This window comes from Spiroplasma endosymbiont of Dactylopius coccus, from assembly GCF_977110965.1.
In genome coordinates, this window is record NZ_OZ373019.1 from 385,251 (window position 1) to 405,686 (window position 20,436).

General features: G+C 23.0%; 34 protein-coding genes and 4 pseudogenes. 18 read left to right on the top strand and 20 right to left on the bottom strand.

From position 1 onward, the window contains the following. Positions 1-29: 29 nt before the first annotated feature. From ACXUB0_RS02520 to ACXUB0_RS02535, 4 genes are all read right to left on the bottom strand, one after another. On the bottom strand, positions 30-188 hold the full coding sequence (locus ACXUB0_RS02520) for a hypothetical protein (protein ID WP_281747961.1): 159 nt from the start codon (positions 186-188) through the stop codon (positions 30-32). 16 nt (positions 189-204) lie between these two features. Then, positions 205-1,029, bottom strand: coding sequence for a hypothetical protein (locus ACXUB0_RS02525; protein ID WP_458257667.1), 825 nt, complete (start codon positions 1,027-1,029; stop codon positions 205-207). 245 nt (positions 1,030-1,274) lie between these two features. Further along, the gene (locus tag ACXUB0_RS02530; protein ID WP_458257668.1) at positions 1,275-1,430 is read right to left on the bottom strand and encodes a hypothetical protein; all 156 of its coding nucleotides are present in this window, start codon (positions 1,428-1,430) and stop codon (positions 1,275-1,277) included. A gap of 208 nt (positions 1,431-1,638) precedes the next feature. Continuing rightward, the gene (locus ACXUB0_RS02535; RefSeq protein WP_458257669.1) at positions 1,639-1,821 is read right to left on the bottom strand and encodes a hypothetical protein; all 183 of its coding nucleotides are present in this window, start codon (positions 1,819-1,821) and stop codon (positions 1,639-1,641) included. Between the two features lie 106 nt (positions 1,822-1,927). On the opposite strand from ACXUB0_RS02535, the gene ACXUB0_RS02540 reads away from it, so the two are divergent. The 4 genes and pseudogenes from ACXUB0_RS02540 to ACXUB0_RS02555 form a co-directional block, all read left to right on the top strand. After that, positions 1,928-2,206, top strand: coding sequence for a transposase (locus ACXUB0_RS02540; protein WP_353306568.1), 279 nt, complete (start codon positions 1,928-1,930; stop codon positions 2,204-2,206). A 41-nt stretch (positions 2,207-2,247) separates the two neighbouring features. Further along, positions 2,248-2,403, top strand: coding sequence for a transposase (locus tag ACXUB0_RS02545; RefSeq protein WP_458257439.1), 156 nt, complete (start codon positions 2,248-2,250; stop codon positions 2,401-2,403). A 197-nt stretch (positions 2,404-2,600) separates the two neighbouring features. After that, positions 2,601-3,839 (top strand): annotated as a pseudogene (locus tag ACXUB0_RS02550) (IS256 family transposase). 93 nt (positions 3,840-3,932) lie between these two features. Beyond that, a pseudogene (locus tag ACXUB0_RS02555) lies at positions 3,933-4,430 on the top strand (IS3 family transposase); the annotation flags it as partial. On the opposite strand, the gene ACXUB0_RS02560 reads toward ACXUB0_RS02555, so the two are convergent. From ACXUB0_RS02560 to ACXUB0_RS02625, 14 genes and pseudogenes are all read right to left on the bottom strand, one after another. Then, a complete protein-coding gene (locus tag ACXUB0_RS02560) occupies positions 4,417-5,145 on the bottom strand; it encodes a hypothetical protein (protein WP_458257670.1) in 729 nt (242 codons plus the stop codon). The pseudogene ACXUB0_RS02555 and the gene ACXUB0_RS02560 overlap by 14 nt on opposite strands. 18 nt (positions 5,146-5,163) lie before the next feature. Further along, positions 5,164-5,535 (bottom strand): hypothetical protein, encoded by a 372-nt coding sequence (locus tag ACXUB0_RS02565; protein ID WP_458257347.1) that lies wholly within the window; start codon positions 5,533-5,535, stop codon positions 5,164-5,166. A gap of 16 nt (positions 5,536-5,551) precedes the next feature. Continuing rightward, on the bottom strand, positions 5,552-5,743 hold the full coding sequence (locus ACXUB0_RS02570; RefSeq protein WP_458257348.1) for a hypothetical protein: 192 nt from the start codon (positions 5,741-5,743) through the stop codon (positions 5,552-5,554). A gap of 34 nt (positions 5,744-5,777) precedes the next feature. Continuing rightward, a complete protein-coding gene (locus ACXUB0_RS02575; RefSeq protein WP_458257349.1) occupies positions 5,778-5,936 on the bottom strand; it encodes a hypothetical protein in 159 nt (52 codons plus the stop codon). A gap of 15 nt (positions 5,937-5,951) precedes the next feature. Then, a complete protein-coding gene (locus tag ACXUB0_RS02580; RefSeq protein ID WP_458257350.1) occupies positions 5,952-6,725 on the bottom strand; it encodes a hypothetical protein in 774 nt (257 codons plus the stop codon). After that, positions 6,694-6,966: a hypothetical protein gene (locus ACXUB0_RS02585; RefSeq protein ID WP_458257351.1), complete on the bottom strand. Its 273-nt coding sequence runs from the start codon at positions 6,964-6,966 to the stop codon at positions 6,694-6,696. Before ACXUB0_RS02585 ends, ACXUB0_RS02580 begins: the two co-directional genes overlap by 32 nt. Then, positions 6,959-7,138, bottom strand: coding sequence for a hypothetical protein (locus tag ACXUB0_RS02590; protein ID WP_458257671.1), 180 nt, complete (start codon positions 7,136-7,138; stop codon positions 6,959-6,961). Before ACXUB0_RS02590 ends, ACXUB0_RS02585 begins: the two co-directional genes overlap by 8 nt. Continuing rightward, a complete protein-coding gene (locus ACXUB0_RS02595) occupies positions 7,131-7,292 on the bottom strand; it encodes a hypothetical protein (protein ID WP_458257583.1) in 162 nt (53 codons plus the stop codon). The genes ACXUB0_RS02590 and ACXUB0_RS02595 overlap by 8 nt, the downstream gene beginning before the upstream one ends. A 208-nt stretch (positions 7,293-7,500) precedes the next feature. Continuing rightward, on the bottom strand, positions 7,501-7,704 hold the full coding sequence (locus tag ACXUB0_RS02600; RefSeq protein WP_458257355.1) for a hypothetical protein: 204 nt from the start codon (positions 7,702-7,704) through the stop codon (positions 7,501-7,503). Next, positions 7,697-7,846 carry a hypothetical protein gene (locus tag ACXUB0_RS02605; protein ID WP_338987125.1) on the bottom strand — a complete coding sequence of 50 codons (150 nt, stop codon included), beginning with the start codon at positions 7,844-7,846 and terminating at the stop codon, positions 7,697-7,699. The genes ACXUB0_RS02600 and ACXUB0_RS02605 overlap by 8 nt, the downstream gene beginning before the upstream one ends. 216 nt (positions 7,847-8,062) lie before the next feature. Then, positions 8,063-8,356 (bottom strand): hypothetical protein, encoded by a 294-nt coding sequence (locus ACXUB0_RS02610; RefSeq protein ID WP_458257356.1) that lies wholly within the window; start codon positions 8,354-8,356, stop codon positions 8,063-8,065. Continuing rightward, the gene (locus ACXUB0_RS02615) at positions 8,313-8,783 is read right to left on the bottom strand and encodes a hypothetical protein (protein ID WP_458257672.1); all 471 of its coding nucleotides are present in this window, start codon (positions 8,781-8,783) and stop codon (positions 8,313-8,315) included. The genes ACXUB0_RS02610 and ACXUB0_RS02615 overlap by 44 nt, the downstream gene beginning before the upstream one ends. Positions 8,784-9,039: 256 nt before the next feature. Beyond that, the gene (locus ACXUB0_RS02620; protein WP_458257673.1) at positions 9,040-9,558 is read right to left on the bottom strand and encodes a hypothetical protein; all 519 of its coding nucleotides are present in this window, start codon (positions 9,556-9,558) and stop codon (positions 9,040-9,042) included. A gap of 677 nt (positions 9,559-10,235) precedes the next feature. Beyond that, positions 10,236-11,047: pseudogene (locus ACXUB0_RS02625) on the bottom strand (IS5 family transposase). A 762-nt stretch (positions 11,048-11,809) separates the two neighbouring features. On the opposite strand from ACXUB0_RS02625, the gene ACXUB0_RS02630 reads away from it, so the two are divergent. The 3 genes from ACXUB0_RS02630 (at position 11,810) to ACXUB0_RS02640 (ending at position 13,730) form a co-directional block, all read left to right on the top strand. Then, positions 11,810-11,986 carry a hypothetical protein gene (locus ACXUB0_RS02630; protein ID WP_458257674.1) on the top strand — a complete coding sequence of 59 codons (177 nt, stop codon included), beginning with the start codon at positions 11,810-11,812 and terminating at the stop codon, positions 11,984-11,986. A 204-nt stretch (positions 11,987-12,190) separates the two neighbouring features. Continuing rightward, a complete protein-coding gene (locus ACXUB0_RS02635; RefSeq protein ID WP_458257675.1) occupies positions 12,191-12,934 on the top strand; it encodes a hypothetical protein in 744 nt (247 codons plus the stop codon). A gap of 16 nt (positions 12,935-12,950) precedes the next feature. Beyond that, positions 12,951-13,730: an alpha/beta hydrolase-fold protein gene (locus ACXUB0_RS02640; RefSeq protein WP_458257676.1), complete on the top strand. Its 780-nt coding sequence runs from the start codon at positions 12,951-12,953 to the stop codon at positions 13,728-13,730. Between the two features lie 6 nt (positions 13,731-13,736). On the opposite strand, the gene ACXUB0_RS02645 is transcribed toward ACXUB0_RS02640, so the two are convergent. Then, positions 13,737-14,015 (bottom strand): SemiSWEET family sugar transporter, encoded by a 279-nt coding sequence (locus ACXUB0_RS02645; protein ID WP_286641432.1) that lies wholly within the window; start codon positions 14,013-14,015, stop codon positions 13,737-13,739. 121 nt (positions 14,016-14,136) lie between these two features. Next, positions 14,137-14,772, bottom strand: coding sequence for a hypothetical protein (locus tag ACXUB0_RS02650; RefSeq protein WP_458257677.1), 636 nt, complete (start codon positions 14,770-14,772; stop codon positions 14,137-14,139). A 192-nt stretch (positions 14,773-14,964) separates the two neighbouring features. Here ACXUB0_RS02650 and ACXUB0_RS02655 point away from each other — a divergent pair. The 11 genes and pseudogenes from ACXUB0_RS02655 (at position 14,965) to ACXUB0_RS02705 (ending at position 20,432) form a co-directional block, all read left to right on the top strand. Next, positions 14,965-16,086, top strand: a pseudogene (locus ACXUB0_RS02655) (IS3 family transposase). Positions 16,087-17,231: 1,145 nt separating this feature from the next. Then, entirely contained in the window at positions 17,232-17,393 is a 162-nt protein-coding gene (locus ACXUB0_RS02660) for a hypothetical protein (RefSeq protein ID WP_458257487.1), read from the top strand. A 2-nt stretch (positions 17,394-17,395) separates the two neighbouring features. Beyond that, a complete protein-coding gene (locus ACXUB0_RS02665) occupies positions 17,396-17,860 on the top strand; it encodes a hypothetical protein (RefSeq protein ID WP_458257488.1) in 465 nt (154 codons plus the stop codon). A 2-nt stretch (positions 17,861-17,862) separates the two neighbouring features. Next, positions 17,863-18,156: a hypothetical protein gene (locus tag ACXUB0_RS02670; protein ID WP_458257489.1), complete on the top strand. Its 294-nt coding sequence runs from the start codon at positions 17,863-17,865 to the stop codon at positions 18,154-18,156. Between the two features lie 3 nt (positions 18,157-18,159). Beyond that, a complete protein-coding gene (locus ACXUB0_RS02675) occupies positions 18,160-18,321 on the top strand; it encodes a hypothetical protein (RefSeq protein WP_342266587.1) in 162 nt (53 codons plus the stop codon). Then, positions 18,321-18,605 carry a hypothetical protein gene (locus ACXUB0_RS02680; protein WP_458257490.1) on the top strand — a complete coding sequence of 95 codons (285 nt, stop codon included), beginning with the start codon at positions 18,321-18,323 and terminating at the stop codon, positions 18,603-18,605. Before ACXUB0_RS02675 ends, ACXUB0_RS02680 begins: the two co-directional genes overlap by 1 nt. Positions 18,606-18,726: 121 nt before the next feature. Next, the gene (locus ACXUB0_RS02685; RefSeq protein ID WP_458257491.1) at positions 18,727-18,882 is read left to right on the top strand and encodes a hypothetical protein; all 156 of its coding nucleotides are present in this window, start codon (positions 18,727-18,729) and stop codon (positions 18,880-18,882) included. Then, positions 18,882-19,055 (top strand): hypothetical protein, encoded by a 174-nt coding sequence (locus ACXUB0_RS02690; protein WP_458257492.1) that lies wholly within the window; start codon positions 18,882-18,884, stop codon positions 19,053-19,055. Before ACXUB0_RS02685 ends, ACXUB0_RS02690 begins: the two co-directional genes overlap by 1 nt. Next, on the top strand, positions 19,055-19,291 hold the full coding sequence (locus ACXUB0_RS02695; protein ID WP_174480108.1) for a hypothetical protein: 237 nt from the start codon (positions 19,055-19,057) through the stop codon (positions 19,289-19,291). The genes ACXUB0_RS02690 and ACXUB0_RS02695 overlap by 1 nt, the downstream gene beginning before the upstream one ends. Positions 19,292-19,422: 131 nt before the next feature. Continuing rightward, entirely contained in the window at positions 19,423-19,608 is a 186-nt protein-coding gene (locus ACXUB0_RS02700) for a hypothetical protein (RefSeq protein WP_458257529.1), read from the top strand. Further along, the gene (locus tag ACXUB0_RS02705; protein WP_458257678.1) at positions 19,608-20,432 is read left to right on the top strand and encodes a hypothetical protein; all 825 of its coding nucleotides are present in this window, start codon (positions 19,608-19,610) and stop codon (positions 20,430-20,432) included. Before ACXUB0_RS02700 ends, ACXUB0_RS02705 begins: the two co-directional genes overlap by 1 nt. The last annotated feature ends 4 nt before the right edge of the window (positions 20,433-20,436 follow it).

Consider the following 20,436-nt stretch of genomic DNA (forward strand, 5'->3'; position numbering starts at 1 on the left):
TATTTTCCTTTCAATTATTTATTTTTTAATTATTCATCAAATTGACCACCATTAATTCTTTCAATCATCGATTTTGAATTACTTATAATGCTTACTAATAAGGCAATTTCTTTATTTAATTGTTCCATTCTCTCTTTATATGTCTGAATTTCATTATTATAATATTCAAGTAATTTTTCTTTATTCATAAATTATTCACCTCCTTTATAAACTCATGTGATTATAATCTCAATTTAGTGAAGCATTATCATGATTTAATGGTACTTCGCTCATATTATCACTACCATATTGACTAGTTGTTTCACTATTAATTGAAAATCTATTGTCATTAATTAATCTTGCAGTTTCATCATTAAATGATGTTTCTTGCATTTCTTCATTATGATGTGTAGTTTCCATAGGTAGTAAATTATGTATAATTTCACTTGCACCAGCAATTATGGTAGGTACTGCATAAGCATTATTAAAATTATTATTTATACCCATAGCAACACCACTACTAATCAAACATCCACCAGTTGCCATATTACAAATTTTTCTTATTGTTTCAAATTTATTAGGTATTAACTCAGTTAATCCACTAATAAGATTTGAAATACCATAAGCATTTAAACTAATATATGTATCTCAATCCATTAATGACTGATTATCTTGTTTATCTAATAATAATCATGGTGGACCCTCAGTTGTAGTTGTAGTAGTTATTGGAGTTGGTGTTGTTGGAATAATAGGATTAATATTATTTTCTGTTCATTTACTATAATTTGCTAAACCGATTGTTCCTAAACCTAGTAATATTTTTTTAGAACTATTAATTAATTTTGTTTTAGTATTTGGTCTTTGATTTAAATTTCAAATATCTAAACCTAATTTTTTACCAAATAATAAACTATTAATTGAACCTAATACTGGATTTGAAATTACTTGACCATAATAAGCACTTGTACCAATCATTGCACAAATAGGACTTATATCGGTTCTAATTAATTTGGTTAAAGTATAATTTGATTGTGTATTTTCGTTTGGCATTTTATTCTCCTTTAATTTCTAATTTTTTAACTGTTACTTTAATTCAACCTTGATAAACATCATTATCACCAACTATTAATGCAACATTACTTTCGGGGTCAGAAACAATTATGTGTTTTGATTTAATATTTGGATATTGTCTTAAAAAATTGCTCTAATATCATTACTTGTATGAATTGCTTTGGGAAATGGTGATAATATTTCAATTTCATCTTTATTTTCAAACAAAGTAGGTAATATTATCATTAGTCAAATTCTCCATTTTCTATTTTTTCTTGTAATTTCATTATTAATTTCATTTTCAAATTACTAATATTAATTTTAATTTCATCACTAATATCATCTTTAAGTAATTCCATAAATTCATTGTCAAGATAATTAATTATTTTTTCTTTATTCATAATTTAACCTTTCTTTTCTAACTCTTTTATTTTGTTTTTGCTTACATAAGTTATTACATTTATGGGCATAAACTCTACCATAACCACATTTATTATTCTTTTTAATTTTTATTATCATTAGTTTTAAATGTTTCTTCTTTTTCATCTCAATATAATTTGGTATTTGTTTCTATTCACTTCTCAAAAGAATTTAATTTTAATTTATTCATTATCAAATGTCTCCATTTTCTAAATCTTTAATTAACTCAAAAGCATCAATATATGGTATTCCATCATCACCTTTATCTAATTCATCTTGTATTTGTTCTTTAAGAAAATTAATTAATTTTTCTTTATATTCATTAATATATTTTTGAGCAATTTTTCTTCTTATATTTTCAACTTTAATCATATGTTCTTCACAAAAATATCTTACTTGTACTGGATGGGTTACACTTTATTGGACACTAATTACGTAGACAAGTGAACAAATTAGTGAAAAGAAAGTAAGTATAATTATGGCCAATATTAACTCATATTCAGATGAATTTAAAAAACAAATAGTAGCTTTATATCAAAGCGGTAAGTCAGTGTCTTGTCTTGCTAAAGAGTACAATGTTACAAGAGCAGCTACTTATAATTGAATTAAGCAATTTACTAATTCAGGTAGTTTTAAAACTAAAGATAATCGTTCTGTTGAAGAAAATGAATTAATTAAATTAAGAAAAGAATTAAAACAATTAAGAATGGAAAATGATATTTTAAAGCAAGCAGCACTAATAATAGGCAGAAAGTAGAAATTATTGCTAAAAATAAAGTTAAATATAAAATTCGCACAATGTGTCGTTTTTTGAAAATATCTAAATCAACATATTATTTTAACTTAAAGAAAAAAGAAAATAAAATCAAAAATAATATGTATGATGAAGCTGTTATTAGTGCTTTTAAAGAAAATAAAGAAGTTTATGGTACTAGAAGATTAAAAAAATTTTAGAAAACCAAGAAATTTATTTATCACGCAGAAAAATTAAAGAAATTATGAATAAGCATAATTTAATATCAAAATACACTAAATTATCATTCAAAAATCATCATAAGGTAATGTTTAGTAATCTGTGTGACTTACAAAAATAACTATGTTTAATTAGTTCTAGTAAATATAATTAAATGACTAGAAAGAGTGAGTTACAGATGGCTAAAAAAGATAACTTTAATAATAATGATCCAATATCAAAAGCAGTAGATTTATTATTAGAAAATACTGAAGATTTAACAACAGTTTTTAAAGAGGGAGGATTATATAAAGAATTAACAAAAAGATTAGTAGAAAAGATGTTGAATTCTGAAATGCAAAATTATTTAGGACATGAAAGAAATCAACGTGGTAATAGTGATAATATTCGTAATGGTACAACTTCAAAAAAATTAATAACTCAACAAGGTAAAATTGAAATTGATGTACCAAGGGATCGCAATAGTGATTTTACTCCTGTAATAGTTGCAAAAAGACAAAGAAGATTTGATGGTTTTGATCAACAAGTTCTTTCTTTATATGCAAAAGGAATGACTTTATCTGATATTAGATTGCAATTACAAGAGTTATATCATGGTGCTGATATTAGTGAAAGTGTTATTAGTCAAATTACTGATGATGTTATTGATGATGTCAAAGCATGACAAAATCGACCATTAGAAAGTGTTTATCCGATTGTTTATTTTGATTGTATAGTAGTTAAAGTACGACAAGATAAACGGATTATTAATAAATCAGTTTATATAGCTTTAGGAGTTGATTTAGAAGGCAAAAAAGATGTTTTAGGTTTATGAATTAGTGAAAATGAAGGCGCTAAATTTTGACTATCTAATTTTACAGAAATGAAAAATCGAGGCTTAAATGATATTCTTATTGCTTGTAGTGATAATTTAACAGGCATGTCAGAAGCAATACAATCAGTTTATCCTAAAACCTAACATCAATTATGCATCGTTCATCAAATTAGAAATAGTTTGAAATATGTCTCATATAAGCATAGAAAATCTCTAGTTGCAGATTTAAAACCAATTTATACTGCATGTAGTGAAGAACAAGCAATGCAAGCTTTAGAATCATTTGAAAATAAATGAACTAAACAATATCCACAAATTGCTAAATCTTGATATAAAAATTGAGATAATTTAATGGTTTTTATTAGTTATCCTGCAGAAATAAAAAGGGTAATTTATACCACAAATGCTATTGAATCTGTTAATAGTCAATTACGAAAAGTCATCAGAAATAAAAAAGTTTTTCCTAACGATATGGAAGAATTGAAAATATTTTATTTAGCAATTGACAAAATAACAAAAAAATGAACAATGCCCATTCAAAATTGAAATACAGCAATTGCTCATTTTATGATAAAATTTGAAGACAGAATTAATCTGAATTAGTAACTTTGTAAAACAAAGAAACACAGATTATTAAAAAGCCTCCATCATAATAAAGTCAATAATAGTCAAATAACCAATCTTGTTAATAGAAACTTTAATAATAGGGTTAAAAACGAAGTTATTGTTAGTGATTTAACTTACGTTCAAGTTAATGGTAAATGAAACTATATTTGCCTATTAATAGACCTATTTAACCGCGAAATTATTGGACATAGTGTTGGAGTTAAAAAAGATGCATTACTAGTATATCAAGCATTTATGCAATCAAATCGCTGTTTAAAAGATATCCAAATATTTCATAGTGATCGAGGTAATGAATTTAACAATAAAATTATTAATAATCTTTTATTAGCATTCAATATTACTCGATCTTTAAGCAAAAAAGGTTGTCCTTATGATAATGCTGTTGCTGAAGCAACTTTTAAAACTTTCAAAACAGAATTTATTAATGATAAAAATTTTACATCATTAATCCAATTAAAATTAGAATTATTTGATTATATCAATTGATACAACAACATAAGAATCCACAGCACTTTAAACTACTTAACTCCTATCAAATATCAAGAACAAGTGTCTACCAAAAAATAGTCCTAAAAAGTGTTGCCATTCCATGTTTTTTCTTTGTACTATCAGTGAAAGTCATATAATCATCCATTACAATTTGACATAAAACACCTTTTATATATAAATCATTTCCATTTAATCTTAATTGTTGAGAAATTTGATTATCAGTAATTAAGCCTTTATTATTTGCTAAGTAAACAATAGTATCATAAAGATTATTAGTAATAAAGAAACGACAATTTGCACTATTTCTTAATTGAAATAAAGTATTTCAAGCAGTTAACATTGCTTGTATATGTCCAATTGGTGATATGTCATTAATTACTATTTTGGTTGCATTTTCACTAATTACTTGTGTATCATCAGTTGCTAGTTTATCTGCTAAATCATTAGCCACTTCATATTGCATACTTTCTAATAAATTTTGTCCATTTTCAGCATTTAAATCAACAGCTGCGATAGTTTCACCAGCAACATATAATTTTTCTATTATTTTGGAAATAGTATCAGTTTGTGCATAAGTAACATCTACTCTTTGACTTTTATCATTTCAAGCAATTACTTTAATTGATGGGTCTTTTGGAACTTTAATAATAAATTCAATTTTTGTAGAATTTACTATTTCAATAGGAAAAAAGTTTGCTCATGGACTATTTGATTGTTTAAAAAACTCAATAAATTCCGGTGCTTCTACTAATTTTTGTGTATTATCTAAATTTTTTTGAATATTAATTGCCATTTTTTATATTCCTTTCCGTTATAAGTTATTTTTCTTTTTATAATCCAATAAAGTACTTTTTATTGAACTTGGTTGATTTGTTAATATTGTTTCTTGTTTACCACCCGTATTAATTGTTTCCTTAAATACTGGTTGTTCTTTAATCATTTTTTTAATAGTTTCTTCAATTTTTGAATTTTCTAAATTATTAGTTTTAAATTTTAAAAAATCATAAAATTCAGTTTTAACTTGATATTTTTTAAATATATTAATCATTTCTTTTTCTTTAATTTCTTGATTAAGTTGATTTAACTTATTTTCTAATTCAACAATTTTAGTTTCTTGTTGTAAATTATTATCTTCAGTTAAAGGTTCCGTATTTTGTTCAATATTAGTTTCATTTTCTAACATTTAAATCACACCTTTATTATTTATTTTCTTTACCATTAATTTTTTTATTAAGTTTTGCTAATTTTTTTTGATGTTTCATTACTTTATTATTTCTTCTAATATGTTTTGGAGTTGTAATAAATCTTTTAAATCAAACAATTAATTCTCTGCAAATTAATGTTCCTACACTTGTTCCAATAATAATTAATTCATGTAAAAATTCTTTCATTTTCAATTCTTTCCTTTCAATTATTTATTTTTAATTATTCATCAAATTGACCACTATTAATTCTTTCAATCATTGACTGTGAATTACTTATAATAATTACCAATAAAGATATTTCTTTATTTAATTGTTCCATTCTTTCTTTATATGTTTGAATTTCATTGTTATAATATTCAATCATTTTTTCTTTATTCATTAGTTATCATCTCCTTTATAAACTATCATATGTAGTTGGTCTTTCATATAAAACATCACTACTTCCACTATGATTACTAATAACATCACTATTAATTAATCTTCTTGTTTCATTTGTAAATGATGTTTCTTGCATTTCTTGATTATGATTTGTAGTTTCCATAGGTAATAAATTATGAATAATTTCACTTGCACCAGCAACTATTGTTGGCACTGCATAAGCATTATTAAAATCATTATTAATACCCATTGCTACACCACTACTAATCAAACATCCACCAGTTGCCATATTACATATCTTTCTTATTACTTCAAATCTATTAGGTATTAATTCGCTTAATCCACCAATTAGATTTGATATACCATAAGTATTTAAACTAATATATGTATCTCAATCCATTAATTGTTGTTTATTATCATTAGTTAATAATAATGGTCATGGTGGTGTTTCTGTGGTAGTAGTTGTTAATCAAGGTGCTGGTTCAGGATTAGGATTAATTTTTGTAAATTTAGCATAATTAACTAAACCAATAGTTCCTAAACCTAATAATATTTTTTTACTTGAATTTAATATTTTCTTTTTAGTACTTGGCATTTGATTTAAATTTCATATATCAATTCCTAATTTTTTAGAAAATAATAAAGCATTAATGCTACCTAATATTGGATATTTTAAATACTGTCCATAGTAAGAACTTGTACCAATCATTGCTGATAATGGACTTATTCCAGTTCTTATTAATTTCAATAAAGTATAATTATTTGATTGTACATTGGTGTCATTTGGCATTTTCATTTACTCCTTCTTTTGGTTTAATAAATATTTCTACTCAACCTGTATAATGAATGTTGTCACCAACTAAAATAGCAGTATTTGCATGTGGTTGAGAAACAACTAAATATTCAGCAATAACATTAGGATATTTTCATAAAATAATTGCTTTTATATCATTACTATCTGTTAAATCTTTGGGATTTGGTGAAAATATTTCTATTTTATCTTGACCAAATAAATCTGTTAATTTAGTCATTATCAAAGTCTCCATTTTCAATTTTTTCTTTTATAGTATTAATTGCTAATAATATCCCGTAATGTGTATATTTATCTTGTTCATTTTTAAATTCCATAAAATGATAACCATAATCAGTTTCCATATTTTTATAATATTTATTTAAATATTTAATTAATTTTTCTTTATTCATTATCAAATTCTCCATTTTCTATTTTTTCTTGTAATTTCATTATTAATTTCATTTTCCAATTACTAATATTAATTTTAATTTCATCACTAATATCATCTTTAAGTAATTCCATAAATTCATTGTCAAGATAATTAATTATTTTTTCTTTATTCATAATTTAACCTTTCTTTTCTAACTCTTTTATTTTGTTTTTGCTTACATAAGTTATTACATTTATGGGCATAAACTCTACCATAACCATATTTATTATTCTTTTTAATTTTTATTATCATTAGTTTTAAATGTTTCTTCTTTTTCATCTCAATATAATTTGGTATTTGTTTCTATTCACTTCTCAAAAGAATTTAATTTTAATTTATTCATTATCAAATGTCTCCATTTTCTAAATCTTTAATTAACTCAAAAGCATCAATATATAGTATTCCATCATCACCTTTATCTAATTCATCTTGTATTTGTTCTTTAAGAAAAATAATTAATTTTTCTTTATATTCATTAATTGTTCTTTTTTGTATATCTTTATGTATTTCCAGTGAACATATAATACTATCAAAGGGTTTATTCATTATTATCAACTCAACTTTCATTTAATCATAAAAATATTTCATGTAAAACTAATATTGAATCTGCTTTATCTTTATACTTAAACATTAAATCTGTTATATATTTACGTAATACACTTTTATTAACTCTATTTTCTTTTTTCATTATCTAATACCCTTTCTATGTTCTCTTACATGTTCAATATTTTCTTCATCACCAATCATTATTTCTCCACAAAAAACACATTTATACTTTGTTCAATATCCCATTATTTATTCTCCTTATTTTTATTTAAATTCATAATTAATATTTCTAAACAATTCATACATCAATAATTAGTTAATCAAATTCTTTTATTACAATATTTACATTTATTCATTTTTACTCTTTTCATTTTTTAAATCATTTAACGTTAATTGAACAAAATGCACGATTTTTAGGAATATTTAAAGTATTAAAGATTTCACCAGTTACTATAATTTCATCTTTTTTGTTTAATAAAATACATCGATTATAAAGTTTTGGGTTGTTAAAAATTAAAGTAACATAGTTTAATCCATTTCATTGACCACGAACACTATAATATAATCCTTTATTACCTTTTTCGTAATATTTTGTTTCAATAGTGTTACTAAGTTTTACTGTTAATTTGACATAATTGGCTTTCTCTTTCATTTTTATAATTCCTTAAATAATATTGAATGTGCTTATATGCATCATGTTCATGTTTTGTAAATTTTATATTTCCTTTATAATTTTCTATTTTAATTTTATTTTTTGGTTCGCTTTCTTGAAATTCTCAATTCATAACGTCTTCTACTAATACCATTAATGCACCAATAATTTTAGGCGTTGCTAATGGATTAGTTAATAATTGTTTTGAAGTTAAAAAGAAATTTTTTACAATAACTAATATTTTTTTATCAAAAAATTGTTCTTTAATTATTGATAGTATTCTTTTATAACAATTTTTACTTTCAAAAACATGTGTTGTGTTGAATGTTTCCATATAAATAATCATATTTGTTTCATTTGAATATATAACAATTCCATTATTACCAATACCAGCGGGGTCAATTCCAATAATTAAGTCATATTGCATTATTAATCAAAGTCTCCATTTTCAATTAATTCCTTTAAAATAAATAAAGTTACATCAGTTCTACGTTCTGGTTCTAATTTAATTAAATTATTAATATGATTAATTAATTTTTCTTTATTCATATTTATACCTCCTACTTAACCTAATATTTAAAATACAGTCATAACAAATTGCTTTACTATTTTTATCTCTTAAAAAATATTTTATTGTTTTTATATCATTAGTATTAAAGAATAAATAATCTAATTTATTTTGTTTACATGTTCAACAAAAATACTTTTTCATTATGAGTTGAAATTTCCTTATATGAAGTGACTATATAATTAATTGGTAAATCATCATGTTTATATGGATTATTTATTTTAAAACCTTTTCTGTTTTCTTCTCACGTAATGTTATATTTAAAACAAGGATTAGTAATTTTAGTTTTGTTATCTGTTATTTCACCCATAAATCAACTATTATGCTGTTCATAAAATGCTAATGGTTCAAGTTTTATATCATTAAGATAATATTCTTTTGGAGTAGTTGGTTTATTAACAGTTATTTTTTGGTCTTTAATATATGGTTCTAATAATTTTATTAATTCATTACCACTTAATTCTCTTTTAATATTTTCTAAATTAAAAACTCAATATGTATAACTGTTATCAACAATAAAAGAATTATTTTTAATCATTCATTTTGGAAGCGATAATTTATATTCAACATAATCAATAAGAATAGATTGTGGTTTATCTTTAACAATTTGTTCTTTTTTAAATTCTATTTGCATAATAATCCTTTCCTAATATGTTCTGTTGCTTCTAGCATAAAGAACATATATTTTGATTTTTAGATTATTAATAATACTACTATTCGTTTTATTCATTCCATGAAAACTGGGCTCAAAAATAAATTGTGAAATTTTAAAAAAACATTGAGGCATTCGATTCAATATTTATTTAATTTGCGTTTAGCAAATTAATATTTTAATTGAACCGGCACCGCTCAATTTTTTTTACAAGTTTGAAATTTATTTTCTCGCCCAAAAATTTTTTCAAAAAAAATAAAAAATAAAACCAACACTTGCTCACTTGAAAGTGGCAAGGTTGGTTAAATAAAGAATAGAATTAATATAGTAGGTTCCCTAAGCAGGTCTATATATACTAGTTTCCAATTCGCTCCCACCCCAAGAATTACCATTAAATGGTTAGTATATTTTATTAGGTATCACTCCACTTTTTATTTATCCATGCAAGTCCACATGCTAGCTACTATTTTTAACAACTGTGTTGTAGTTCACTTTTTTAGTTTCCTAACACGTGTTGATAATAGAGTTAAAGACGGTTATTAAAAATTTTAAAATTTTACAATTACAAAAAAAAGACAAGATTTTTATTCTCGTCTTTTGTCATTTATTTTTAATTTAAGGGTTTAAAAAAGAAAGGAGCTATTTTTAAAATTTTTTAGTTACCGACATCTTCGACACGCTCCCAATTTTTTTAATAAAATTGAAATAAAGGAAAGAACAACCATTTGTAAGCTAGTATTTAATTTTCTTTCACAATTTTTTCATAATCTTCTGCATTTTTCTAATCATGCAAAACTTCGTTCTACAACTCATCTTTTTGGCAATAATACAAAAGAATGTAATTCATTACGTTTGATAACTTCAACATTTGCATTTATGATTGTTTTGATTTTAAAAGCAAATTTTTCACCAGTATAACCAGCATCTACTAGTATTTTTTGAACTTTAGATAAATTTTCTTTTTCATTTTCAATCATTATTATAGCACTGTTACGATCTGTTTTTTCTGCTGTGGTTATGTAAATTGTATGTGGTAAACCTTGAGGAATCAACAGCAATATGACGCTTTATTCCTGAAATTTTTTTACCAGCATCATAACCTTTATTTTTAGCAGTATCTGTGTTCTTAACACTTTGTGAATCAATTATACAAAAACTAGTTTGTTCTTTTCTACCATTATTGATACGAACTTTTCTAACTAATTTTTTTTAAAATTACTTGTCAAGTGCTAGGTTCTTTATCACTATTTTTAATTCAAATTTGAAAATAATAATATACAGTTTGTCATTTTGGAAAATTTTTTGGTAACATTCTTCATTGACATCCACTTTTTAATACATATAAAACTGCACAAAATACTTCATATAAATCTAAATTTCTTGGTTTTGTTTTCTTTTTGCTATTTTCTAAAATTGATCTTATGTTCTCAAATTGTTCTTTAGTAACATGACTTGGATAATTTTTATGCATATATACCCCTTATCTTAAAATATATAGTCATTTTACGTTATTTTATAAAAGATTCCAAACAGGTTCTAAGAACCTGTTTAGGATCTTTTTTAACTTATTTTTGATTAAATTAATATCATAAATGTTATTTTATAGTTGAAAAATAAATTTTTAATCGATAAGTTGTCAAATGATAAAATCTTTTTAACAAAAAAATGACAAAGAAAATAAAATGTTAATTAACTGTCAGGTTAGAAATAATTATTCCCTTTTTTAGTTTAATTATGTTTAAAAGATTCCAAACAGGTTCTAAGAAAAATAAGAAAGATGTTAAAATAGAGTAAACCTATATTATTGGTCGGAGCCAACCAGAACCTTGGTTGGTTGGCCGTGGCGTTTACGCCACTGGGGTGAGTTGCGAAGCAACTAGGGGCAAAGCCCCTATATACTTGAACTTGATATTAAAAATTTAAGAGAAAAAAAGCAGAAAAAAATTGAAAACTAACTTTTTTAAATGTATTTACTTTTGGTATTTTTAAATATGTTAGAAACAAAAAAGTTAATAAAGAAATTAAAGAAATAAAATTGAAGACAAGAAATTTAAGAGAAGAAATAATGAAAATGAAAAAAATATTAAACTACTTAAAGTTTTAAAATTAAATATTTTTGAAAATATTATTAATTTACAAGTCAGTTTGATTAATAAAATTACAAATGAAAAAAATGAAGAAATTTTTGATAAATTAAATTTTATTTCAGAAAATGAAATATCAAAGCAATTTGATGAAGACAATCCTTTTTCTAGTAAAAAAAGAATTAATTTCAAGAGTTAATAGTCAATATAGTGATCTTGGTTTTGAAACAGATATTGAAAAAAATCAATCTTGTTTTAGTTTGCCAAATGAAGATAAAGCAGAAGAAAAATTAAGTTCTTCTTTGAAATCAATAAATTCTTTATAAGAAAAAAAGATTTTAGTTAAAAATGAATTTAAAAAGTTATTATTTAAAATAACTTTTTATTTTTATATATTATATAATTAATTATCAATGATATTATTGGCAATTAAATATAATAAATAAGTAACATTATGTACTTATTTATTTCAATGTTATAATTATTTTAAGATTAAATTTAAAAATATATAATTAGATTGGAAGTAAAAAATGATTCCCGAATATCGATTATTTAACCATCTTTTGCTTTTAAAAAGTAATTATTTTTTTAAGCGCGAAATTAAAAAAAAATTAGGTCATTTAAAAGCAAAAGATTATCGTAATACTTATAACTTAATATTTAATAGTAATCAAAATTTAATGTTTATGAAAATAATAAGTGTTTATTTATATTTTAATAAAATTTCTTATAAAGAATATTTAAGATTAGTTGCAAATTTTATATTAACTATTTCTGCTTTAATTCCTACTTTTAAGCATCAAGAAAAACAGTTAGATGATTATCAAAATGCCAAGGAACTTTTATTATTACTTGGATGTAAAGACCAAATAAAAGTTTGGTTTGATGATACTTCAAAAGTAGTATTACCTGATTTTTTGATAAATAATTCTAATTTGAAAAAAGAAAGTTTGCTAATAATTAAAAGATTGGTAAATATTAGTAGTAATATTTTTATTAATTTAACTAAGAATGAAACAAACATAAAAAATAATTATGAGTTTGGAAGTTTATTAATGTTATTTTACTTGTTGGATTTAGAAACTAGAAAAACATTGCTAACAAAAGATAGTACTGATTTAAATTTAAAAGCTTTTTTTTCATATGAAACTTTGTTTACTAATAAGTTGATAATTTTAGATGAATTGGTTAAATGTGCTATGCGCTTAGAACAAACTAATTTTAATTTTTATATTAGAATAATGAATTATTCTTTGTTAGGAAATTATCAATAAATTAAGGAGAAAAAATATGAATAATTATGATGTAAAAGTTGAAAATATTAAAAGTAAATTTTTAAATATTAATAAAGATATTATTATTGCTTTACCTTCTATTTATGATCAAAATATTGCTTATGAAGTTTATTTAGTTTTTGATGGTAAAGATATGTTACTTAATAGTAATAGTAATATTTTATTTGAAAATAATAGTAATTGTATTTTTATTGGTATTGGTAGTACCAATAATATGACTCGTTTTAATGATTTAGCAACTTATACCAATGATGATGTAAAAATATTAATGACAAAATATTTTCCTGAATTAAAAAAAAGTAAGATTGATTTTCTTGGTGGTAATGGTAAAAATTACTTAGAATTTATTATTAATGAGGTTATACCATTTGTTATTAAAAAGTTTAATTTAAAAATTAAAAATTTAAATGCCATTGGTTGTTCTTTGGGAGCATATTTTTGTTTACAAATGTTATATTTATCAAAATTACAATTTACAAAATTATTATTATTTTCGCCAGCAATTTGATTTAATTCACAAATTATTGAAGATTTAAAAACTAAAGTTTTAAATAATAATCAACCTTTAATAGTTGAACTATGGGTAGGAAAAAAAGAACCAAAGTTTTTTAAAGGCAAATTAGTAACAAATTATGAAAGTAATACTATTGAATTAAAAAAAATATTAACTAATAGAAAAATTACTACTAATTTAGTAATTGATGAAAATGGTAGTCATGGTTTTAAATGATGAATTAAATATATTAATGAAAATCCTTTAATTCTTATTACCTAATTGAAACTATGGTTTTTCTTTTTTTCTAAAAATATTATTAATTTTTAGAATTAAAATAATACTTGCAAAAAATAATACAATAGTATTAGTTGTAATAATAGCAGGTTGATTAGACAATATTGCAAAAATAATTCATGTTATTGCTGATAGTACAAAAATAATATACATATATAATGATAATGATTTTGTATCTCTGGTGCGAATTATTTTAAAACTTTGAGGAATTAAAACAATACTAGTTAAAATTGCTCCAATCCAAGATAAAATATTAATTGTAAGTTCCATATCTTTCTCTCCTAAATTCTTACTATATTTTAGTATTCCAAGTTATAGGGACTACGTCCCTCGCCACTACGTGACTCACCCAAATTATAGTCCCAGTAGGTTCACTGGGACTATAATCATTTTATTTATCTTTATTTTTAGGTTTATCTTTCTTTTTTAAAATATTATCCAATTTATCTAAACCAGCAGATTTAATATCACTATAAGTCATATCAATGCTACTTGCCTCTTTAAGGTATTTCTTAGGTGACAATTCACTTTTAAGTTCATGTACATAATGTAAAGCCCTAGAATTGTACCTCTTTAACCAATGTCTAGGAAAAAATAAAGTCATAGTCATTGCTTCACCACTATAACTTGGAGGCATAATACCTCTTTTAATCATTTTCTTTGTTCTACGACGTGAAAACACTACTTTATTATAATCCTCAATATTCGTATATAAATTAATATTAAACACAACAAAAAATAAAAAAACACGCATTCTTTTGACTTGAACAACATACTCTACTTTTTCTCTTGCTTGTACTGGTATTCTATTAGGATGTTGTTCAATCAAATACATTGTACCATTAAACATATGACCTATTAACTTACAAAATTGTCCTAAACTTTCTTGTTGATTTTTAAACTGCATTCCTAAATCATTAGAATTTATCTTTAATGCTAATTCATCTAAAATTATTAAATCTTGTTCTTCAAAAGCATAATTACTTGCTAACTGATTAAAAGTAAAAACATCATTATAATTAACCAAATAAGAATAACCAGTCTTTAATTTAATAGGAAAAGGACTAACTACTCGTTTCTTATGAGTTTGTGCTAAACAACAAGCAAGAGCAGATTTACCAGTACGTGGTGGTGCTGAAATAATGGATGGGTTACACTTTATTGGACACTAATTACGTAGACAAGTGAACAAATTAGTGAAAAGAAAGGAAGTATAATTATGGCCAATATTAACTCATATTCAGATGAATTTAAAAAACAAATAGTAGCTTTATATCAAAGCGGTAAGTCAGTGTCTTGTCTTGCTAAAGAGTACAATGTTACAAAGAGCAGCTACTTATAATTGAATTAAGCAATTTACTAATTCAGGTAGTTTTAAAACTAAAGATAATAGTTCTGTTGAAGAAAATGAATTAATTAAATTAAGAAAAGAATTAAAACAATTAAGAATGGAAAATGATATTTTAAAGCAAGCAGCACTAATAATAGGCAGAAAGTAGAAATTATTGCTAAAAATAAAGTTAAATATAAAATTCACACAATGTGTCGTTTTTTGAAAATATCTAAATCAACATATTATTTTAACTTAAAGAAAAAAGAAAATAAAATCAAAAATAATATGTATGATGAAGCTGTTATTAGTGCTTTTAAAGAAAATAAAGAAGTTTATGGTACTAGAAGATTAAAAAAAATTTTAGAAAACCAAGAAATTTATTTATCACGCAGAAAAATTAAAGAAATTATGAATAAGCATAATTTAATATCAAAATACACTAAATTATCATTCAAAAATCATCATAATAAAGTCAATAATAGTCAAATAACCAATCTTGTTAATAGAAACTTTAATAATAGGGTTAAAAATGAAGTTATTGTTAGTGATTTAACTTACGTTCAAGTTAATGGTAAATGAAACTATATTTGCCTATTAATAGACCTATTTAACCGCGAAATTATTGGACATAGTGTTGGAGTTAAAAAAGATGCATTACTAGTATATCAAGCATTTATGCAATCAAATCGCTGTTTAAAAGATATCCAAATATTTCATAGTGATCGAGGTAATGAATTTAACAATAAAATTATTAATAATCTTTTATTAGCATTCAATATTACTCGATCTTTAAGCAAAAAAGGTTGTCCTTATGATAATGCTGTTGCTGAAGCAACTTTTAAAACTTTCAAAACTGAATTTATTAATGATAAAAATTTTACATCATTAATCCAATTAAAATTAGAATTATTTGATTATATCAATTGATACAACAACATAAGAATCCACAGCACTTTAAACTACTTAACTCCTATCAAATATCAAGAACAAGTGTCTACCAAAAAATAGTCCTAAAAAGTGTTGCCATTCCAGATTTTATCATTTGACAACTTATCGATTAAAAATTTATTTTTCAACTATAAAATAACATTTATGATATTAATTTAATCAAAAATAAGTTAAAAAAGATCCTAAACAGGTTCTTATATCAATATTGAAATATAATTTAAATTATATATAAAATATTTCTAATTAACCAATTCATTATTATCAAATTCTCTGTTTTTAATTATTTGGGAGCGTGGCGAAGATGTCGGTAACTAAAAAGTTTTAAAAATAGCTCCTTTCTTTTTTTACCCTTGAATTAAAAATAAATTACAAAAGACGAGAATAAAAATCTTGTCTTTTTTTTGTAATTGTAAAATTTTAAAATTTTTATTATTAACACTCTTTAAATATCTACTACACGCAGTGACCAAGTAGGAGAAAGTTAATAATTAATAACCTTCTTTAACGCTATTATCAACACGTGTTAGGGAACTAAAAAAGTGAACTACAACACAGTTGTTAAAAATAGTAGCTAGAGCATGTGGACTTGCATGAATAAATAAAAAGTGGAGTGATACCTAATAAAATATACTAACCATTAATGGTAATTCTTGGGGTGGGAGCGAATTGGAAACTAGTATATATAGACCTGTTGTAGGGACCTATTGTATTAATTCTATTCTTTATTTAACCAACCTTGCCACTCCCCAGTGAGCAAGTGTTGGTTTTATTTTTTATTTTTTTTGAAAAAATTTTTGGGCGAGAAAATAAATTTCAAACTTGTAAAAAAAATTGAGCGGTGCCGGTTCAATTAAAATATTAATTTGTTTAACACAAATTAAATAAATATTGAATCGAATGCCTCAATGTTTTTTAAAATTTCACAATTTATTTTTGAGCCCAGAATTTCTGGAATGAATAAAACTAATAGTATTAATAATATAAAAATCAAAATATATATTCTTTATGCTAGAAGCAACAGAATATATTAGAAAGAATTATTATGAAAAAGTATTTTTGTTGAACATGTAAACAACATAAATTAGATTATTTATTCTTTAATACTAATGATATAAAAACAAGAAAATATTTTTTAAGAGATAAAAATAGTAAAGCAATTTGTTATGACTGTATTTTAAATATTAGGTTAAGTAGGAGGTATAAATATGGATAAACAAAAATTAATTAGTTGATTAAATTTAATTTTAGATAGTGATATAGAACAATATAATAAAGAAAAAGACATATATTATTTAAATAAATTAAAAGGTTCAATTGATATTATTAAAATTTTAATTAATAAAATACAATGCAGAGAATTTGATTAATAATGAAATATGAATTAATTATTGGAATTGACCCTGCTGGTATTGGTAATAATGGAATTGTTATATATTCAAATGAAACTAATAATATTGTTTTTAATGAAACATTCAATACATTAACTGTTTTATGAACTAAAAATATTTATAAAGAAAAATTTCAATTAATTAAAGAAAAATTTATTGATAAAAAAATATTAGTTATTGTAGAAAATTTCTTTTTAAATTCAAAACAATTATTAACTAATCCATTAGCAACTCCTAAAATTATTGGTTCATTAATGGTATTAGTACAAGATGTTATGAATTGAGATTATCTAGAAAACCAACCAAAAAATAAAAATAAAATAACAAATTATAAAGGAAATATAAAATTAACAAAACATGAACAAGATGCATATAAGCATATTCAATATTATTTAAAAAATCATAAAAAAATATTAATTTTTGACAATTATTTAAGGAAATTATAAAAATGAAAGATAAAACAAATTATGTCAAATTAACAGTAAAACTTAGTAACACTATTGAAGCAAAATATTACGAAAAAGGTAATAAAGAATTATATTATAGTGTTCGTGGTCAATGAAATGGATTAAACTATGTTACTTTAATTTTTAATAAACCAAAACTTTATAGACGCTGTATTTTATTAAACAAAAACGATGAAATTATAGTAACTGGTGAAATCTTTAATACTTTAAATATTCCTAAAAATCGTGCATTTTGTTCAATTAATGTTAAATGATTTAAAAAATGAAAAGAGTAAAAAATGATATTATGAAAAATTTTATTAATAGTACCGATATTAATAACAAGTATAACACTAATAATATTTTTAATATTTATTATTAAAGAATTAAAAAATGAATATAAAGTATTGAAAATATTAAATGAAATTGCTAATCAAATTGAAAATAAGGAGAAAAAATAATGAATAGATGTACATTTAGTCAAACTACTAAATTTACTAGTTTAATACCACCACATGATGAAAATTTTGAACAAATACAATGTGAAAATATAACAGAAGAGCAATTTGATGAATATGGTAGAGCATACTGTAAAGAACATAGAATTAAAGTTGATGAAATTAATAAATCAAGACATAAAAATTGTATTAATAAAGAAAAATTACTTGAACATATTAAAAATATAAATTTTAAAGGAATTTTTGGTTTATTAATTAAAAAAATAGAAAACGGAGAAATTAACTAATGACTAATTGTAAACATGAAGATGTAAGCATTGAATTAATATTTCGTTGTAATGATTGTTTAGCTGTTCAATTTCAACATCCAAAAAATAATAAGGAGAAATAACTAAATGAAAATGTGTAATGATTGTAAAGAAAATTATAATTGACCAAATTGTCAAAATTGTTTTAAAAATAATGATAATAAAAACTAATAATTGAAATATAACAATATCAAATCATGATGAAGCAGATAGTTTATTAATTGGTTGATATTATTTAAATAAGGAGAATAAATAATGAATAAAGAACAATTAATTAAATATTTAAATCAATATTATAAAAATATGGAAACTGATAATGAATATCACTTTATGGAATTTAAAAATGAACAAGATAAATATACACATTACGGGATATTATTAGCAATTAATACTATAAAAGAAAAAATAGAAAATGGAGAATTTGACTAATGATAATATTACCTACTTTGTTTGAAAATAAAGATGAAATTGAAATATTATCACCATTTCCAAAAGCAATTCATACAAGTAATGATATTAGAGCAATTATTTTAAGACAATACCCAAATGTTAAATCAAAACACATAATTGTTTCTGACCCCGAAAGTAATGTTGCATTAATAGTTGGTGATAATGATGTATATCAAGGTTGAATTAAAGTAACAATTAAAAAATTAGAAAATTAAAGGAGAACAAATAAATGCAAAAAGAAAAAATTAAAATTAGAAATTATGAATTTGAATTAAATTCTTATGTAGTAGATTCCTTATTAGATGTTATAAGAGAACTGATAAAAACAAATAAAGGAGATTAAATTATGTTAGATGAAATTTTACAAGTCATTTTTGATAAAGCAGATAAAAAAGAGTTAATCGATACGATAGAAAAGTTAATTAATGTTACTAACAATCGTTCAGAAACAAAAAAATGACTTATTATAAATTTTGATAAAACTAATTATGTTTTAGAAAAATTATTGAATATGAACGGAGAAATTAAATAATGCCAAATATAGAAAATCAATCAAATTATACATTAACTAAATTAATTAGAACTGGTATAAGTCCTATTTGTGCAATGATTGGTACAAGTGCTTATTATGGTCAAGTAATTGCAAATCCAGTATTAGGTTCAATTAATAGTTTATTATTTGGTAAAAAATTAGGTTTAGATATTTGAAATTTAAATCAAAGACCAAATACTAAAACAAAATTAATTAATAGTTCTAAAAAAATATTACTAGGTTTAGGAACAATCGGTTTAGCAAATTATAGTAAATGAACAGAAAATAATATTAATCCTATTATTCCAACAAAACCAACTCCAATAACTACTACAACTACAACTGAGGGTCCACCATGATTATTGTTAGATAAACAAGATAATCAGTCATTAATGGATTGAGATACATATATTAGTTTAAATGCTTATGGTATTTCAAATCTTATTAGTGGATTAACTGAGTTAATACCTAATAAATTTGAAACAATAAGAAAAATTTGTAATATGGCAACTGGTGGATGTTTGATTAGTACTGGTGTTGCTATGGGTATAAATAATAATTTTAATAATGCTTATGCAGTACCTACCATTATTGCTGGGGCATCTGAAATTATTCATAATTTATTACCTATGGAAACAAATCATCATGTTGAAGAAATGCAAGAAACAACATTTAATAATGAAACTACAAGATTAATTAATGATAATAGATTTTCAATTAATAGTGAAACAACCAGTCAATACGGTAGTGATAATATGAGCGAAGTACCATTAAATACTGATAATGCTTCATTAAATTGAGATTACAATCACATGAGTTTATAAAGGG